Source organism: Nocardia sp. NPDC019323 (assembly GCF_044389845.1).
Lineage (GTDB): Bacteria > Actinomycetota > Actinomycetes > Mycobacteriales > Mycobacteriaceae > Nocardia > Nocardia implantans.
The window spans coordinates 89,574-104,729 of sequence record NZ_JBIRYN010000003.1; the positions used below are offsets into that span (position 1 = coordinate 89,574).

The 15,156-nt window shown below is 70.7% G+C and carries 16 protein-coding genes; 6 read left to right on the plus strand and 10 right to left on the minus strand.

What is annotated here, in order from left to right:
- Positions 1–4: 4 nt before the first annotated feature.
- Entirely contained in the window at positions 5–679 is a 675-nt protein-coding gene (locus tag ACH49X_RS13435; RefSeq protein ID WP_323123943.1) for a class I SAM-dependent methyltransferase, read from the minus strand.
- 102 nt (positions 680–781) lie between these two features.
- On the opposite strand from ACH49X_RS13435, the gene ACH49X_RS13440 reads away from it, so the two are divergent.
- Positions 782–946, plus strand: coding sequence for a hypothetical protein (locus ACH49X_RS13440; protein ID WP_169810691.1), 165 nt, complete (start codon positions 782–784; stop codon positions 944–946).
- Between the two features lie 42 nt (positions 947–988).
- Here ACH49X_RS13440 and glpD read toward each other — a convergent pair whose 3' ends face one another.
- From glpD to ACH49X_RS13455, 3 genes are read right to left on the minus strand one after another with little or no spacing between them, the layout of a single operon-like run.
- The gene (gene glpD / locus ACH49X_RS13445) at positions 989–2,668 is read right to left on the minus strand and encodes a glycerol-3-phosphate dehydrogenase (protein ID WP_195077394.1); all 1,680 of its coding nucleotides are present in this window, start codon (positions 2,666–2,668) and stop codon (positions 989–991) included.
- A gap of 51 nt (positions 2,669–2,719) precedes the next feature.
- Positions 2,720–4,240, minus strand: a complete 1,521-nt coding sequence (glpK, locus tag ACH49X_RS13450) for a glycerol kinase GlpK (RefSeq protein ID WP_195077395.1) — start codon at positions 4,238–4,240, stop codon at positions 2,720–2,722.
- A gap of 38 nt (positions 4,241–4,278) precedes the next feature.
- A complete protein-coding gene (locus ACH49X_RS13455; RefSeq protein WP_195077396.1) occupies positions 4,279–5,088 on the minus strand; it encodes an MIP/aquaporin family protein in 810 nt (269 codons plus the stop codon).
- 256 nt (positions 5,089–5,344) lie between these two features.
- On the opposite strand from ACH49X_RS13455, the gene ACH49X_RS13460 reads away from it, so the two are divergent.
- The 3 genes from ACH49X_RS13460 to ACH49X_RS13470 are packed head-to-tail and all read left to right on the plus strand — an operon-like array spanning position 5,345 to position 8,566.
- The gene (locus ACH49X_RS13460; RefSeq protein WP_195077397.1) at positions 5,345–6,109 is read left to right on the plus strand and encodes an IclR family transcriptional regulator; all 765 of its coding nucleotides are present in this window, start codon (positions 5,345–5,347) and stop codon (positions 6,107–6,109) included.
- Between the two features lie 48 nt (positions 6,110–6,157).
- Entirely contained in the window at positions 6,158–7,678 is a 1,521-nt protein-coding gene (gene glpK, locus ACH49X_RS13465) for a glycerol kinase GlpK (protein ID WP_195077398.1), read from the plus strand.
- A gap of 48 nt (positions 7,679–7,726) precedes the next feature.
- A complete protein-coding gene (locus ACH49X_RS13470) occupies positions 7,727–8,566 on the plus strand; it encodes a DUF72 domain-containing protein (protein ID WP_357204895.1) in 840 nt (279 codons plus the stop codon).
- Between the two features lie 48 nt (positions 8,567–8,614).
- On the opposite strand, the gene ACH49X_RS13475 is transcribed toward ACH49X_RS13470, so the two are convergent.
- The 4 genes from ACH49X_RS13475 to ACH49X_RS13490 form a co-directional block, all read right to left on the minus strand.
- Positions 8,615–9,163 (minus strand): YceI family protein, encoded by a 549-nt coding sequence (locus ACH49X_RS13475; RefSeq protein ID WP_195077399.1) that lies wholly within the window; start codon positions 9,161–9,163, stop codon positions 8,615–8,617.
- Positions 9,164–9,231: 68 nt separating this feature from the next.
- On the minus strand, positions 9,232–9,837 hold the full coding sequence (locus ACH49X_RS13480) for an FMN reductase (RefSeq protein ID WP_195077400.1): 606 nt from the start codon (positions 9,835–9,837) through the stop codon (positions 9,232–9,234).
- Complete coding sequence (locus ACH49X_RS13485; RefSeq protein WP_195077401.1) at positions 9,834–10,928, minus strand: LLM class flavin-dependent oxidoreductase; 1,095 nt, start codon at positions 10,926–10,928, stop codon at positions 9,834–9,836. Before ACH49X_RS13485 ends, ACH49X_RS13480 begins: the two co-directional genes overlap by 4 nt.
- A gap of 103 nt (positions 10,929–11,031) precedes the next feature.
- A complete protein-coding gene (locus ACH49X_RS13490; RefSeq protein WP_357296686.1) occupies positions 11,032–12,279 on the minus strand; it encodes an alpha/beta hydrolase in 1,248 nt (415 codons plus the stop codon).
- Positions 12,280–12,463: 184 nt separating this feature from the next.
- Here ACH49X_RS13490 and ACH49X_RS13495 point away from each other — a divergent pair, with 184 nt between their 5' ends.
- Positions 12,464–12,997: an Rv3235 family protein gene (locus ACH49X_RS13495; RefSeq protein ID WP_357104274.1), complete on the plus strand. Its 534-nt coding sequence runs from the start codon at positions 12,464–12,466 to the stop codon at positions 12,995–12,997.
- A 78-nt stretch (positions 12,998–13,075) separates the two neighbouring features.
- Here ACH49X_RS13495 and ACH49X_RS13500 read toward each other — a convergent pair whose 3' ends face one another.
- The gene (locus ACH49X_RS13500) at positions 13,076–13,672 is read right to left on the minus strand and encodes a class III extradiol ring-cleavage dioxygenase (RefSeq protein WP_357204901.1); all 597 of its coding nucleotides are present in this window, start codon (positions 13,670–13,672) and stop codon (positions 13,076–13,078) included.
- 22 nt (positions 13,673–13,694) lie between these two features.
- On the opposite strand from ACH49X_RS13500, the gene ACH49X_RS13505 reads away from it, so the two are divergent.
- The gene (locus ACH49X_RS13505) at positions 13,695–14,183 is read left to right on the plus strand and encodes a MarR family transcriptional regulator (RefSeq protein WP_357204904.1); all 489 of its coding nucleotides are present in this window, start codon (positions 13,695–13,697) and stop codon (positions 14,181–14,183) included.
- 1 nt (position 14,184) lies between these two features.
- On the opposite strand, the gene ACH49X_RS13510 is transcribed toward ACH49X_RS13505, so the two are convergent.
- Positions 14,185–15,093, minus strand: coding sequence for a cutinase family protein (locus tag ACH49X_RS13510; protein ID WP_195077404.1), 909 nt, complete (start codon positions 15,091–15,093; stop codon positions 14,185–14,187).
- Positions 15,094–15,156 lie beyond the last annotated feature (63 nt).

The window sequence follows — 15,156 nt, forward strand, 5'->3', positions numbered from 1 at the left end:
CGGCTCACACCCGGCGGATGCGAGCCAGCCACGCGGCGGCGTCGACCTGTCCGGACTCCGAGATCTCCAGGCCCGTCACCTGATCGGCCACCACGTCGGTGACCCGGCCCCGGTAGCGGGTCGGCCGCAGGTCCTCCACCGTCCAGCCGTCGCGGAACGACTCCCGGATCAAGGTGTCGCTGATGCGCGGGCCGAAGCCCGGCTCGACATCCGAGAGCGCGAGGACGTGGAGCGTGCCGCCCGGCTTGCACACCGCGTGCAGACTGCGAACGTACGCGGCGCGCGCCTCGTCGTCGGTTCCGAAGACGTGGAACAGCGCGCTGTCGACGACGGTGTCGAACGCGGGGGCGGAGCCGGGCGGGTCACCGGCGAAGTCCGGCCGGTCGCCGAGGGCCAACGCGTCGGCCACCTCGAACACGGCCGACGGCACACCGTGGCGGGCCGCGTTGGCGCGCGCGTACGCCACCGCGCTCGGCGACATATCGATTCCGCGCACGTCGTATCCCAGCCGGGTCAGCAGGATCGTGTGCTCACCCGCGCCGCAGCCCGGGTCCAGTACACGGCCGGTGATACCGCCCTCCCGTTCCAGCGCGACGATGGCCGGTTGCGGCTCGCCGATCACCCAGGGGGCGGTGTCGTTGTCGTAGACGGTGTTCCACATTTCCACTGGACGAGTCATGCGATCCATGCTCCATCCTCAACCGCCGTTGAGGTCAAGGCCGGTTCCCGTGCGTGGCACAGCGAGCGGTGTCGGCCACGTCGGCGCGGGTACGCGCGGGTTATGAGCACACCGAATATCGATCCGGAGACGGCGGAGTCGATGCAGCAGGACGCGGATTTCGCCGACGAGCACACCAAACCGACGCACGCCGACGAGCACCCCGCCGGTGAGCAGCTCGAGACCGACGAGTCGACCCCGCGCGGCCACGGCGGAATGGATCGGTGAGCACGGCGTGGCACGGTCGCGCGGAAACCGTGCCACGCACGCTCACGCGACGGCGACCATCCTGGCCGCGTTGGCGGCCTCGTCGTCGGCTGCCTGGTTGGCGGCGAGTTCGGCGCGCACCCGCTCGCGGTAGCGGCTGATCTCCCGCTCGGTGGCCGCGGCGTCCCAGCCGAGGTGCGCGCCGATCAGCCAGGCCACCTCGGGCGCGGCGGCGAGACCGCGGTCGGCGGTTTCGATGGAGACGCGGGTGCGGCGGGTGAGCACGTCGTCCAGGTGCAGCGCGCCCTCGTGCGTCACCGCGTACACCGCCTCCGCGCCCAGGTACTCCGGCGCGCCGGTGAGCGGGCGGCCCAGTTCGGGTTCGCGGGCGATCAGGTCGAACAGGTCGGTGATCGCCGAGCCGTAGCGGCCGAGCAGCCGCTCGACCGTCGCGCGCGGCAGGCCCGCCCGCTGCGCCAGGCTGTCGAGGTCGGCCGCGAGTTCCTGGTAGCCCACCGCGCCGAGGATCGGCAGGTGTTCGGTCACCGACGGGGCGACCGCGCGGCCGAGGCCCGCCACCGCCGCGTCCACGACATCGGCGGCCATCACCCGGTAGGTGGTGTACTTGCCGCCCGCGATCACGAACAGCCCGGGGACCGGTTCGGCCACCGCGTGCTCTCGCGAGAGCGTCGCGGTGTCGGCCGACGCGCCGGACAGCAGCGGGCGCAGCCCCGCGTAGGTCCCGACGATGTCGTCGCGGGTGATCGGCTCACGCAGCACCCGGTTGACGTGGTCGAGCAGATACTGCACGTCGGCGTCGCTGGCGGCCGGGTGATCCTTGCTCAGCGACCAGTCCGTGTCGGTGGTGCCGATGATCCAGTGACCGTGCCACGGAATGACGAACAGCACGCTCTTCTCGGTGCGCATGATCAGGCCGGTGTCCAGATGCAGGCGATGGCGCGGCACCAGGATGTGCACGCCCTTGGACATCCGGACATGGAACGGGAACTCCACGCCGGTCATCCGGTTCATCTCGTCGGTCCACACCCCGGTGGCGCTGATCACCCGGCGCGCGCGGACCGTGTGCACCCGGCCGGTTTCCAGGTCGGTGACCTCCGCGCCGACGACGCGTTCGCCGTCGCGCAGCAGCGCCGTCACCTTGGTGCGGGTGAGCACGGTCGCGCCGTGCTGGGCGGCGGTACGCGCGATCATCATTGTGTGCCTGGCGTCGTCGACCTGCGCGTCGAAGTACCGGATCGCTCCGGTGAGCGCGTCCTCGCGCAGCGCGGGCGCCAGCTCCAGCGCGCGGGTGCGCGACAGGTGCCGGTGCATCGGCAGCGCGCGGGCGCCGCCGATGGTGTCGTACAAGGCGACGCCCGCGCCGAGGTAGGCGCGCTCCCAGACCCGATGCCGCAAGGGCAGCAGGAACGACACGGGCCGCACCAGGTGCGGGGCCAGCCGGTGCAGCAGCAGGCTTCGTTCTTTCAGCGCCTCCCGCACCAGCCAGAAGTCCAGCTGCTCGAGGTAGCGCAGGCCACCGTGGATCAGTTTGCTGGAGCGGCTCGAAGTGCCCGCCGCGAAGTCCCTGGCCTCCACCAGGGTCACGGTCAGGCCGCGGGAGGCGGCGTCGAGGGCGGCGCCCGCGCCGACCACGCCGCCGCCGATGACGAGTACGTCGATCTCGGTGTCGCCGAGTGCGTTCACCGCGCCGGCGCGGTACTGGGCGTCCAATCGTGCGGACACAGCGGTATCTCTCCTTGTTTCGGTGTTATTCGGATAGGACGGCGTCGCCCCTCATTCGTCGACGTCGATCCAGTCGAGGGTGCGGGCGACGGCCTTCTTCCAGCGCCCGTAGCCACGCTCGCGCTGCTCCGCCGACCAGGTCGGATGCCAGCGCTTGGCTTCGTTCCAGTTCTGTTCCAGCTCGTCGGTGTCGTTCCAGAAGCCGACCGCGAGCCCCGCGGCGTACGCCGCGCCGAGCGCGGTGGTCTCGGCGACCACCGGACGCGACACCGGCACGCCGAGGAAGTCGGCCTGCAACTGCATGCACAGCTCGTTGGCGGTGACGCCGCCGTCCACCCGCAGCACGTCCAGCCGCACGCCGGAGTCGGCCTGCATCGCCTCGACCACGTCGCGGGTCTGGTAGCAGATCGATTCCAGCGTCGCCCGCGCGAGGTGGGCGTTGGTGCTGTAGCGGGACAGGCCGACGATCGCGCCCCGCGCGTCCGAGCGCCAATACGGCGCGAACAACCCGGAGAACGCGGGCACGAAGTACACCCCGCCGTTGTCCTCGGCCTGGCGGGCCAGCGATTCGCTCTGCGCGGCACCGGAGATGATGCCCAGCTGGTCGCGCAGCCACTGCACCGCCGAGCCGGTCACCGCGATGGAGCCTTCCAGCGCGTACACCGGCTTCTGCGCGCCCAACTGATAGGCCACCGTGGTCAGCAGGCCGTGCTGCGAGCGGACGATCTCGGTGCCGGTGTTGAGCAACAGGAAGTTGCCGGTGCCGTAGGTGTTCTTCGCCTCGCCGGGACGGAAGCAGACCTGCCCCACGGTGGCGGCCTGCTGGTCGCCGAGCACGCCCGCCAGCGGGACCGCGCCGCCGAACGGTCCGTCGGCTCGGGTGGTGCCGAACAGGTCCGGGTTCGCCGAGGGGGCGATCCTGGGCAGCATCGCCCGCGGCACCCCGAACACCGACAGCAGTTCGTCGTCCCAGTCCAGGGTCTCCAGGTCCATCAGCATGGTGCGGCTGGCGTTGGTCGGGTCGGTGACGTGCACGCCGCCGTCGACTCCGCCGGTCAGCTGCCACAGCAGCCAGGTGTCGGTGGTGCCGAACAGCGCGTCGCCGCGTTCGGCGTCCTCGGCCACCCCGGGAACGTTTTCCAGGATCCAGCGCAGCTTGCCGCCGGAGAAGTAGGTGGCGGGCGGCAGGCCCGACTTGCGCCGGATGATGTCGCCGTGCCCGGCCCGCTCCAGGTCGGCGGCGATGCGATCGGTGCGGGTGTCCTGCCAGACGATCGCGTTGCAGTACGGCCGCCCGGTCTTGCGGTTCCACACCACCGTGGTCTCGCGCTGGTTGGTGACACCGACCGCGGCCAGGTCGCTCGCGACGAGATCGGCCTTGGTCAGCGTGGTCTGGATGACCGCGCGGGTGCGCTCCCAGATCTCGGTGGGATTGTGCTCCACCCAGCCCGGGCGCGGCAGGATCTGCTCGTGCTCGAGCTGGTGGCGGGCGACCTCGTTGCCACCGTGGTCGAACACCATGAAGCGGGTGCTCGTGGTGCCCTGGTCGATGGCGCCGACGTACTGGCTCATCGCGGTCCTTTCGGGAAACTATTGGACGAGAGAAGGATTCAGAACAGCAACTGCGCGGCGAGTCCGGCCAGCGCGCCGCCCAACAGCGGGCCGAACACCGGCACCCAGGCGTAACCCCAGTCGGAGTCCTTGCCGCGCGATTCGGTGTCGGCCGATTCGGCCGGTGCGGGGGCGCCCGCGCCGACCGGGACCAGGACCGCTTCGGCGTGGGCGGGTTTGCTCACCGGCAGCAGCGCGTGCGCGATGCGCGGACCGAGATCGCGGGCGGGGTTGATGGCGTATCCGGTCGGTCCGCCCAGCGAGGCGCCGATGCCGACGACCAGCAGCGCGGCGGCGGCCGGGCCGAGCCCGCTCGGAGTGTGACCGAAGGTGAGGATCACCAGGACGAGGGTGAACGTGCCGATCACCTCGGTGACGAAGTTCCAGCGCAGGGCGCGAATCGCGGGGCCGGTGGCGAACACCGCGAGCTTCTTCTCCTCGTCGGTCTCGGCGTCGAAGTGGCGCTTGTAGGCCACGTAGGCGACGGTCGCGCCGAGGAACGCGCCGGCGAATTGGCCGCCGAGGTAGGCGAGCGTCGTCGATCCGGAGATCGCGATGCCGGGGGCGAACTCATCGGCGCCGCTGAACAGGATGCCGACGGTGACCGCGGGATTCAGGTGACCGCCGGTCTTGTAGGCGACGTAGACGCCCGCCAGGACGGCGAACCCCCACCCCACGTTGATCAGCAGCCAGCCGCCGTCCAACCCTTTGGATTTCGCCAGCAATACGTTCGCGACCACACCGACCCCGAGCAGCACCAGCACGCCTGTGCCGAGTGCTTCGCTGAGGAAGATCGAGCCGAAGTTCATCGTTGAGCCTCCGTTCGCCCCACAGGTCGCGGACGCGACCGTGCGTGAAACGGAAATTACGGCGGGACGTGGAACCCGGATACCGCTGCCGTTCGACATTGTCGAACGCCTCGACTGGTTGCCGGAAGGCGGCGCCGTTACCGTCCGACCCGCGAGGAGGATGTATGGCGCAGCTCACACTGGGTTTCGATGATGTTGCCCAGGTATTACCAATCGTTCGACATTGTCGAATCACGACGCGGGTAGGTTGTCCGATATGCCGGGTGCGATCCAATCGATCGAGCGGGCGGCGGCCGTGCTGCGGCTGCTGGCCCGTGGTTCCGGGCGGCTCGGCGTCGGCGACATCGCGGGCGCGCTCGATCTGCCGAAGCCGACCGCGCACGGCATCCTGCGCACCCTCCACGGCGTCGGTTTCGTCGAACAGGACCCGGCCACCGGCAAGTACCAACTGGGCGCGGCGCTGCTGCACCTGGGCACCAGCTACCTCGACGCGAACGAGTTGCGCTCCCGCGCGATCAACTGGGCCGACGCACTCGCCGCGCGCACGGGCGAGTCGGTGCGGATCGGTGCGCCGATGGACGGCGCGGTGGTCGTCGTGCATCACGTGTTCCGCCCGGACAACACCCAGCAGGCGCTCGAACTCGGCGAACTGCTGCCGCCGCACGCCACCGCGCTGGGCAAGGTCCTGCTCGCCTACGACACCGACCTGGCCGCCACGACGCGCCGCGCCGAGCTGGCCCCGCTCACGCACCGCACCCTGGTCGACCGCGCCGCGCTCGCCAGGGCGCTCGGCGGCGTCCGGCAGGCCGGATGGGCGGGCGACACCGAGGAATTCCGTACGGGCGAGGCGGGAATCGCGGCGCCGATCCGGGCCCCCGGCGGGCTCGTGGTCGGCGCCATCGGCATCACCGGCGCCGTGGACCGGCTCTGTGACGCCCAGTTGCGGCACCGGCCCGCGCTGGTCGGTCAGGTGCTCGACGCCGCACGGGCGGTGTCGCGTGATCTCGCTGCCGGGGACTGACTTTCGTCCCGGCGGTGACCAGCCGATGCCGAGCAGGAGCAGCCGAGCATGAAGCAGCGTTACGTGCTGGCCATCGACCAGGGCACCACCTCCACGCGGTGCATTCTGTTCGACCAGCGTGCCCGGCTGGTCGGCGTCGCGCAGCGCCCGCACCGGCAGCACTATCCGCGGCCGGGCTGGGCCGAGCAGGACGCGCTGGAGATCTGGCGCAACGTCGAGCGCATCGTGCCGCAGGCCCTGCGGGATTCCGGCGTGACCGCCGACCGGATCGCCGCGCTCGGCATCGCCAATCAGCGCGAGACCACCGTGGTGTGGGACCGCCGCACCGGCACGCCGATCGGGCGCGCGATCGTCTGGCAGGACGTGCGCACCGAGGAACTGGTCCGCGACCTGGAGCGCAAGCCGGGCTCGGAAAGGATTCGCGAGCTGTGCGGCCTACCGCTGGCCAGCTACTTCGCCGCCCCACGGCTGCGCTGGATGCTGGACTCGGTGCCAGGACTGCGCGAGCGCGCCGAGCGCGGCGAAGTGCTGTTCGGCACCATGGAGACCTGGCTGATCTGGAACCTCACCGGTGGCCCCGACGGGGGGCTGCACCGCACCGACGTCACCAACGCCAGCCGCACCCTCCTGCTGAACTTGCGCACCCTCACCTGGGACGACGAACTGCTGGAGTTCTTCGGCATCCCCGCACGCATGCTGCCGCGCATCCAGCCTTCGACCGCGTCCTACGGCAGCACCCGCCGGGTGGTGCCCGGTATCCCGATCGCCGCCGCGCTCGGCGACCAGCACGCCGCGCTGTTCGGCCAGACCTGTTTCGCGCGCGGGGAGACCAAGTGCACCTACGGCACCGGCGGTTTCCTCATGATGAACACCGGGCGTGACCTGGTGCGCTCAGAGCACGGGCTGCTCACCACGATCGGCTACCAGATCGGCCCGGAGCCGGTCTACGCGCTGGAGGGTCCGATCGCGGTCACCGGCTCGCTGGTGCAGTGGGTGCGCGACAACATCGGGCTGGTCACCAGTGCGCCGGAGATCGAGACCCTCGCGCGCACGGTCGAAGACAACGGCGGCTGCTACGTCGTGCCCGCCTTCTCCGGTCTGTACGCGCCGCATTGGCGCAGCGACGCGCGGGGCCTCATCGCCGGACTGACCTCCTACATCACCAAGGGCCACATCGCACGCGCCGTGCTGGAGGCCACCGCCTGGCAGACCCGCGACGTGGTGGAGGCGATGAACGCCGACTCCGGCCTGCAAGCGGCGGCACTGCGCGTCGACGGCGGGATGACCTCGAACAACCTGCTCATGCAGATCGTGGCCGACGTCTTGGACGTGCCGGTGTCGCGTCCGTTCGTCGCCGAGACGGTCTCGCTGGGCGCGGCGTACGCCGCGGGGCTTGCCGTGGGATATTGGCCCGACCTGGAAGGCTTGCGCAACAACTGGCGCCTTGCCGCCCAATGGGTTCCGCGGATGGACCCGCAGCTGCGCGAGGACGAGTACGAGAACTGGAGACGCGCGGTGGAGTTGACGTTCGGCTGGGTGCGGTCGAGGAATCGGGCGGCGCGGCGGTGAGTTCGGCGACCGGTCGCCGTGTCGGGGGCGTGGGTTAGCGTCGAAAGCATGCGGCTTCACGTGGGATGTGCGATGTGGGCGCACGCGGCCTGGCAGGAACGGCAGCTCTCCGCAGGGGAGCGGCTGCGCTGGTACGCCACGTGGTGCAACGCGGTCGAAGGCAATACGACGTTCTATGCCACGCCGTCGCGGCGAACGGTCGAATCCTGGGCGGGGCAAAGCGATCCCACGTTCCGATTCGTGCTCAAGTTGCCCAAGCCGATCACCCACGAACGCAGGCTGACCGGCGTCGAGGAGCAGCTGCGGTCCTTCCTCGCCGCGATGGAGCCGCTCGGCGAACGCATCCACGCCCTGTGGGTGCAGTTGCCCGGTTCGTTCGGACCCACCGATCTCGGTGTGCTGGCCGGGTTCCTGCGACAACTACCGCGCACCTACCGGGCCGCCGTCGAGGTACGGCACCCCGCGTTCTTCGAAGACGAGCAGGCGGCGCGCAGGCTGGAATACGTGCTGTCCAGGGTCGGCGCCGAATGGGTACCGTTCGACACCACAGTGCTTTTCGACGGTCCGCCCACCAGCGCGGCGGAACAGGAAGCGGCCGCGAAGAAGCCGCGGGTGCGCCGCCGGATGCGGGCGCTGACCGAATACCCGATCGTGCGGTACCACGGCCGCGACGACGTCCGGCGCACCGTCGAGGGCTGGCGGCCATGGGTCGGCACGGTCGCCGAGTGGCTGCGGGAAGGCCGCTCGCCCACGGTGTTCCTGCACACGCCGGACAACGCGGGCTCGCTGGAGCTGGCCCGCCGTTTCCACGACGAGGTCAGAGCCAGGCTGCCCGAGCTGGATCCCCTGCCGCAGCCGGCCGCCGCCGAGCCGATGACGCTCTTCTGACCGAAAACGCCTCCCGCGCCGGCATCCGAGCGCGGGAGGCGCCGGGGATCAGGCCTGCAGGCCGACCTCGACCTCCAGGGTGAGGGTGATCTTGTCGCCGATCACCGCGCCGCCGTCGGGCAGCGGCATGTCGATGGTGATGCCGAAGTCGCGGCGGTTGATCACGGTCTTGGCCTCGAAGCCCGCGACCGGCCCGTTGCCCATGCCCGGGTTGACGCCGAGGAACTCCACGTCGAGCGATACCGGCTTGGTGACGCCGCGAATGGTGAATTCGCCGTCCACCACGAAATCGTCGCCGTTCACCCGGAAACCGGTGGACTTGAACGTCGCCACCGGGAACTGCTCGGCCTGGAAGAAATCCGCGGTGCGCAGGTGGGCGTCGCGCTGTTCGTTGTCGGTGGTGACCGAGTCGACCCGGATCTCGGCCTCGGCCGAGGCGCTGCCGTCCTCGCCGATCACCAGCTTGCCGGAGAAGTCGGTGAAGCGCCCGCGCACCTTGCTGACCATCAGGTGGCGCACCGAGAAGCCGAGGGTGGAGTGGGCGGGGTCGATGGCCCAGGTGCCCGCGGTCAGCGCGTTGGTGGTTCCGGTCGACATGTCGTGCTCCTTGTTGGTTGAGAATTGAACTAGTTGCGGGTGGGTGGGGCGGATCGGTCGGAAGAAGATCAGTGCGTGCCGAGCAACTGTGCGAACGGCACCGGGTCCTCGTACGGATCGGCGGCACGCGGTCGCGGCCGCTTGGTCAGCTGAGCGGCGAATTCCGCTGCGGCGCGCTCGATTCGGGAACTCAATCCCTGCGCTGTCGCGGACGCCCAGTCTTCGGAGGCGGCGTAGACGGCGGTGGGCGTGACCACCGCGCGCAGGTAGCTGAACATCGGTCGCAGGGCGTGTTCCAACGCGAGGGAGTGGCGCGCCGAGCCGCCGGTCGCGCCGAGCAGCACCGGCATCCCGGCCAGCGCGTCCGGGTCGAGCACGTCGAAGAACGTCTTGAACAGGCCGCTGTAGGAGGCGTTGAAGATCGGCGTGACGGCGATCAGGCCGTCGGCGCCGGTCACGGTGTCGATCGTCGCTCGCAACCCGGTCGGCGCGAATCCGGTCAGCAGGTTGTCGGCCAGATCCCTGGCGTGCTCGCGCACTTCGACCACGTCGACGGTCACGTCCGCGCCGGACGCGGACAGCGCGGCGCCGGTCGCCGCGGCGAGCCGATCGGCCAGCAATCGGGTCGACGAGGGCTGCGACAGGCCGGCGGATACGACGGCGATGCGGGTCATCGGGTCGCCTCCACGGCGGCGTCGCGGGCGGCGACCAGGCTCGCGTGCGTCGGAGCGTCCGGCACGTGCGCCGGGCGCAGGGCCGCGAATTCCTTGCGCAGCACCGGCACCACTTCCTCGCCGAGCAGGTCGAGCTGCTCCAGCACGGTCTTCAGCGGAAGGCCCGCGTGATCCATCAGGAACAGCTGGCGCTGGTAGTCGCCGAACGTCTCGCGGAAGGTGAGCGTCTTGTCGATGACCTGCTGCGGGCTGCCCACGGTGAGCGGAGTCTGCTCGGTGAACTCTTCCAGCGACGGGCCGTGCCCGTACACCGGCGCGTTGTCGAAGTAGGGGCGGAACTCACGCACCGCGTCCTGAGAGTTCTTGCGCATGAACACCTGTCCGCCCAGGCCGACGATCGCCTGATCGGCGGAGCCGTGGCCGTAGTGCTCATAGCGCTGCCGGTACAGCCCGATCAGCCGCTGGAAGTGCTCCTTCGGCCAGAAGATGTTGTTGGCGAAGAAGCCGTCACCGTAGTAGGCCGCCTGCTCGGCGATCTCGGGGCTGCGGATCGAGCCGTGCCAGACGAACGGCGGGACGTCGTCCAGCGGACGCGGCGTCGAGGTGAACGACTGCAAGGGCGTGCGGAACTTGCCTTCCCAGTCGACCACGTCTTCGCGCCAGAGCCGGTGCAACAGGTGGTAGTTCTCGATCGCCAGGGCGATGCCGTCGCGGATGTCCTTGCCGAACCACGGGTAGACCGGCCCGGTGTTGCCGCGACCGAGCATGAGGTCGACGCGCCCCTCGGCCAGGTGCTGCAACATCGCGAAGTCCTCGGCGATCTTCACCGGATCGTTCGTGGTGATCAGGGTCGTCGCGGTGGAGAGCTGGAGCCGCTCGGTCCGCGCCGCGATGTAGCCGAGCATGGTCGTCGGTGACGACGGCACGAACGGCCGGTTGTGGTGCTCGCCGGTGGCGAACACGTCCAGCCCGACCTCCTCGGCCTTGCGCGCGATCGTCACCATGGCGGTGATGCGCTCGTGCTCACTCGGCGTCCGGCCGGTCGTGGGGTCGGTCGTCACATCGCCGACCGTGAAGATTCCGAACTGCACGACGCCTCCTTCGTTCTTCAGTCTGACTCAATTTGGTGGATATGGCAACCAAAAGAACCGGATGGCGTGCGCCGGTATTCCCCGCCCGTCGGTGTGGCGTGGGTTACGGCAGGTATTCCGCCAGCCAGGTCTTGGTGAGTTCGCGCGTGACCTGCGCGCCGGTGTCGAGTTCGGTGGTGCCGAAGGCGTGTTCCAGGAAGGGCAGCTCGACGTAGCGCTGCGGGACGCCCGCGGTCTCCAGCGCGGCGGCGTAGGCCGCGGTGTGCTCGGCGAGCACCAAGTGATCGCTCGCCCCCTGGATCAACAGGGTGGGCGGGGAGGCCCTGGTGACGTGCGGAGCGGAGCTCGTCGCGGTGTAGCGCTCGGGGTACTGCTCGGGCGTGCCGCCGAGGTACTGCCGCGCCGCGTCGACGCCGAGGGCGGTCTCGGTGCCGGACGCGACGAGATCGACCGCCGGATACAGCGCGATCGCGGCGCGCACCCGCGGCAGCTCCGCGGCGCTGCCGCAGCTGGGCCGCAAGGCGCCCGCGTTGATCTTGTCGGCGACATTGACGGCCAGATTGCCGCCCGCGGATTCGCCGAAGGTGGCGACCCGCCGCATGTCCCAGTTGTACCGCTGCGCGTTCGCGGCGGCCCAGATCAGTGCGCAGCCGACGTCGGCGTCCGCGGTGTCCCAGCGGTGGTCGGCGGCGCCGGAGAGCCGGTAGTCGACGTCGATGACGGCGTATCCGTTGCCGGCCAGCCACGAGGTGTAGGCGTCGGTGCCGCGGCTGCCGGTGACGAACGCGCCGCCGTGAATGCTCACCACCAGCGGTGCGGGTGCCGATCCCGGTGCGGGCAGGTACAGATCCGCTTCGATCGGCTGCCCGTCGAGGGTCGCGTAGGTGACGGTCTCGTCGGGCGGGTCGCCGACCGCGCGGAACGGGACGGCCGGAGCGAACGGAACCCAGACGCCCGCCGCGTCGTGCGCCGCGAACACCAGCGTCGCGCTGGTCGCGACCGACAGCGCCAGCCCGGCGACGGCCACGCCGGTCACCGTGCCCGCCAGCCGCCTTCCCCGCTCGCCCGAGCGAAGCGCCGCCAGCGCGAGCCCGGTCGCGACCACGGCGAGCGCCATGTTCCACGAGCCCAGCGCGTCACGGACCGCGCCGAGCAAGAGCACCGCCGACTGCGCGATCGCGTTGCCCAGCAGCGGCATCGTCCAGGAAACCGGCAGGATCGCGAGCACTTGACCGAGCGCGAGATACACCGCGAGCGCTCCGGCGAGAACCAGCAGCGCGAGGCGGGCCGGGCGACGCGAGGTCGCGGGCTTTCCGGGAACGGTCACATCCGCTCCTCGCTCGTCGGTCATCCAGGTCTCCGCTTTCCGGTCGGGGCTGCCTGCCCCTCCAACCTAGGTCGGTCTTCGTGCGCGCCGGATCCGGGTGTCGCTGTGTCCGACGGAATCGGGTAGCCGACTACGCGCGATTTCCGGTGGCCCGCCCGCAGAATCGGTCGCCACAGGATCTCGACCATCGGGTTTCGAAGGGATTGGCATGGCTGGTTATCACGATTGGTTGGCGCCCGCTCCGAATCCGGAGCCCCCCTTGGACAGCAGCAGGCGCGCCGAGGCACGCGCTCCCGAACCCGTCCGGGCGCTACCGTGCCGCGCGCGGCCGCGCGCCGGTTCGGGCCCGGCGAGTGCCGGGGTGCGCCGCGCGGTGCGGGGAAGTCATGCGTCCGCGGCGCGGGCGGGGGACGAAATCGGATCGTCCGCACGGCGGTTCGCCGAGTCGGCGGTGCGCATCGCCCTCGAGGTGTTCGACCGCAGGAGACCCGTGCCGCAACTGGCCGTGGTCGCCGACGCCACGGTCGTCGCCGCGGTGCGCACGTTGCTCGACGCCGGTCTCGTGCCGGGTCGCGGCCTCGGCGTCGCGGTGCCGATCCGGGTGAGCGTGGTGCTCGTCGACGCGAGGACCGCCGAGATCTTCGCCGCTTACGCGCGCGGCGGACGCCGCTTCGCGTTTGCCGGGCGCATCGTGCGCGGCCGCTCGGCCGGCTGGCGGCTGACAGCGCTGCGCATCCGGTGACGCCGTGCGCGGCGGTACGCACCACCGCCGCGCTCACCAGCGGGACGACTTGCATACCGCGGAGGCGGGGATCGGCGGTCAGCCGAGCTGGACGATCGTCGCGCCATGTCGAACCAGTAGCCGTCGATGACGGTGCGCAGCGTTCCGAGGTCCTCCTCGCCCGCGCCGAGCGCGACGAACAGCGGTGCGAAGTGCTCGGCACGCGGGTGGGTCAGGCGGTCGGCGGGCGCCTTGCGCTCGAAATCGAGCAGCGCGTCCACCATCGCCCGCGGCCAGCGCCTCGCCGCCCCAGGCATCGAATTCGGCGGTGAAGGAGTGCGCCTGCTCGTCGTCGGACGTCATCGCGCGCAGGTTGTGGGTGAAGAAACCGCTGCCGACGATCAGCACGCCCTGCTCGCGCAGCGGCGCCAGTTTCCGGCCGATGTCCAGCAGCGCCCTCGGGTCCAGCGTCGGCATGGACAGTTGCAGCACCGGCACGTCGGCGTCCGGGTACATCTGTCTCAGCGGCACGTAGGCGCCGTGGTCGAGGCCGCGCTCCGGCACGTCGGCCACGGCGACGCCGGGTCCGCGCAACAGGTCTCGCACGCTCTCGGCCGGCTCCGGCGCACCCGGCGCGGGATAGCGCACCTGGTAGTAGCGCTCGGGGAAGCCCCAGAAGTCGTAGACCAGCGGCACCGTCTCGGTGGCGCCGAGCGCGATGGGTGCGGCTTCCCCGTGCGCGGAGACGATCGGCGGAGGCGTGGAGACCAGGTGGCTGAACGCGCGTGAGACGCAGGTGTGGCACAGCTTCCTCGCGGCGGGCGCGCTGGTCGGCCGTGAGGTGGAACGGCAGCTCGAGCGGGAAGGGCTGTCGCACACGCAATACGAGGTGCTGGTGCGGCTCGCCGACGCGCCGGAGGGCCGCCTGCGGATGACCGAACTGGCCGACGCGCTCTACACCTCGAAAAGCGGGCCAACCTACCAGGTGACCCAGCTGGAGAAGGTCGGATTGCTGATGCGCGAGACCTGCCCTACCGACGTGCGCGGCGTCATCGCCGTGCTCACCGCCGCGGGCCGGGAACGGCTGGGCAGATCGCCGGAGCATGTCGCGACCGTTCGCCGGGTCCTCGTCGACGTGCTCAGTGCCGCGCAGCAGACCGCCGTCGCGGAAGGGCTCGGCGAGGTCGCGCGCCGGCTCGCCCCCTGACTCAGGCCAGCGACGCGAGCCAGTCGTGCATCCACGTCAGCGCGGTCGCCCTGCCGTCGACGCGGTAGCTGCCGTAGGCGGTGTGCGCCTCGGAGCGGTAGAACTCGTCGAGCAGCCGGGCGCGTTCCTGGTTCGCCGACTCGGACAATTGGCTCTGCAGCAAGGGGATTCCGCCGTTGGACATCAGATCGCCGACGATGGCGCCCATTTCCAGCTGGTAGCGCCAGAGATCGGCGGGATCGGGATGGGACGTCTGGGCCAGGAAACCGGCGAAGCGGGTCACGAAATCGTCCGAGGCCGTGGCGCAGTACAGGTCGCCGACCGCGCAGATGGTGCGGGTCTGCGGGGTGACCCAGCCGAAGCCGCCGATGCGGGGACCGCCCGCCCCCGCGCCGCCCACCGGCGGACCCACCAGCGCGTCGGTGGGGGAGCGGCGCGGGTCGGAGATGAGCCCGACCGCCGCGATGCGCTGCGGCGGCACGACGCCGAGCCCGGTGCCGATCTCGGCGGCGAGATCGCCCGCGGCGTCGGCGCCCTGGCTGTAGCCGAGCAATGCGATCTTGGTCGCGCCGCACGCCCTGGCCATCGCCCCGATCATGCCGCGCGCGTTGTCGACGGCCTCGCGTTTGGAAGCGCCGTAAACCTCGCTCTCCCAGGGGAAAGCGGTCGCGGCGTAGCTGACGTAGTCCACCCGCACCGAGGGCGGCAGTCCGTTGGTGACTCCGGCCAGCATGCCAGGGCCGGGGCGCTCGCCGTCCGGCCGATCGGTGGTCTCCCAGGTGCCAGGGATGGCCACCACGTACATGCTCGGGCACTCGGGCTCGGCGACGGCGGGCCCGCTGCCCGTTCCGACGCACGACAGCGCCATCACCGTGAAACCGATGGCCGCCGAGATCAACTTCGATCGCATGGCGTTTGCTCCTGGTAGTACAGGCGCCGCAGGCGCTCCCCGGCAGGAATCGGCCTCCGCCGG